Source organism: Micromonospora sp. NPDC047753, from assembly GCF_040642735.1.
Classification (GTDB): Bacteria; Actinomycetota; Actinomycetes; order Mycobacteriales; family Micromonosporaceae; genus Micromonospora.
This window is the reverse complement of the sequence record NZ_JBEYSL010000844.1, coordinates 1-1,459: the sequence shown is the minus strand read 5'-3', so window position 1 is coordinate 1,459 and position 1,459 is coordinate 1. Positions and strand designations below refer to the sequence as shown.

Genomic DNA, 1,459 nt, shown 5'->3' with positions numbered 1-1,459 from the left:
CGTTCACCGGTGCCATGACGAACGCGCGCAGCGCGTCCAGGGCGCGGGGAGCGGAGGCGAGCATCTCGCGCAGGTAGCCGCCGCTGGTGTCGGTGTATTCCCGCAGCGCCCGCAGGAACAGCCGGTGTTTGTCGCCGAAGGCGCCGTAGAGGCTGCCCTTGCCCAGCCCGCTGACGCGTACCAGATCCTCCAGGGAGGTCGCCGCGTAGCCGGCGTCCCAGAACTGGTCCCGGACGGCGCGGATCACCTGCTCCTCGTCGAACTGTCGTGGCCTCGCCATATGACCAGCGTAACGATTGTTGACCGCGCGGTCCACCAAACGTAGTGTGGTCCGATGCGCGTCGCGGCGAAGATGCCGCCCGACAACGGCCGGATCGTCACCAACGGCGGGAGACCACAACGATGACAGCCTCCACCTTCCGCGCCCTGCACCACGACCGTGCCGTCGGTGACCCGCTCGTCCTGCCGGGCCCCTGGGATGCGGCCAGCGCCCGGGTGCTGGCTGACGCCGGTTACCCGGCCCTCGCGACCCCGAGCGCGGGTGTGGCGGCCTCGCTCGGGTACGAGGACGGCGCGACACCGCCGGACGAGATGTTCGCGGCGGTCGCGCGCATCGTCCGCGCCGTGTCCGTTCCGGTGTCCGCCGACGTTGAGGGCGGATACGGCCTCGCCCCCCGCGAGCTGGTCGGACGGCTGTTGGAGGCTGGCGCCGTCGGCTGCAACCTGGAGGACTCGGAGGGGGACGCCACCCTCAAGGACCCCCGGCGGCACGCTGACTGGCTGGCCGAGGTGCGCGCGGAAGCGGGCGACGCTCTCTTCGTCAACGCCCGCGTCGACACGTTCCTGTTCGGAACGGGTGACCCGGCCGACGCGGTGGAACGCGCCCGCCTCTACGTGGCCGCCGGCGCCGACTGCGTCTACCCGATCCTGGCGCCGCCGCAGGTGCTCCCGCAGCTGCGGGAGGGCATCTCCGGGCCGATCAACATGGCTGCCGGACCCACCCGGGAGTCTGTGGCCGAACTGGGCCGGCAGGGCGCCACACGCATCACCTTCGGGCCAGCGATGCAGCGGTACGCGATGGCGTCGATCGGCGACCTCGCGGCCGAGCTGCGCGCCTGAGTCTGCCCGTCACCCCCGCGCCCCACCGCAGCTTCGGCGCGGCGGCCCGGAGGGCCGGGCGCAGCTCCTTCCGGCCTGCGCCGCAAGATCGCGCAACATCGACGGTGACCGTTCACACGGCTGACCGAACGTGGAGCTAGATGACGGGGAGTTCACCACCGTCGACTGTCAGGCTCACTCCGGTGACCCACTGGGCCCGGTCCGATACGAGGTAGGCGACTGCCTCGGCGATGTCGCGCGGGTCTCCGGGACGACCCAGAGGGATGCCCGCTGTGGTGGCGGCAAGCGAGACCTCCATCGCGTCGGCGAAGTTCTGGCGGATCGCGTCGGCGCCGGGGGT

Annotated in this window: 3 protein-coding genes; 1 reads left to right on the top strand and 2 read right to left on the bottom strand. The window is 71.8% G+C overall.

The window, feature by feature from the left end; genetic code table 11:
• Positions 1-280 (bottom strand): helix-turn-helix domain-containing protein (locus ABZ749_RS35110; protein WP_357235706.1); only part of this gene is annotated, 280 nt, incomplete at its 3' end.
• A gap of 122 nt (positions 281-402) precedes the next feature.
• On the opposite strand from ABZ749_RS35110, the gene ABZ749_RS35105 reads away from it, so the two are divergent.
• On the top strand, positions 403-1,119 hold the full coding sequence (locus tag ABZ749_RS35105) for an isocitrate lyase/phosphoenolpyruvate mutase family protein (RefSeq protein ID WP_357235704.1): 717 nt from the start codon (positions 403-405) through the stop codon (positions 1,117-1,119).
• A 136-nt stretch (positions 1,120-1,255) separates the two neighbouring features.
• Here ABZ749_RS35105 and ABZ749_RS35100 read toward each other — a convergent pair.
• Positions 1,256-1,459 (bottom strand): SDR family oxidoreductase (locus tag ABZ749_RS35100; protein WP_357235702.1); only part of this gene is annotated, 204 nt, incomplete at its 5' end.

Bases quoted from the DNA above. Each gene is read 5' to 3' on its own strand.
- ABZ749_RS35105 (WP_357235704.1), top strand. From the start codon at position 403: ATGACAGCCTCCACCTTCCGCGCCCTGCACCACGACCGTGCCGTCGGT.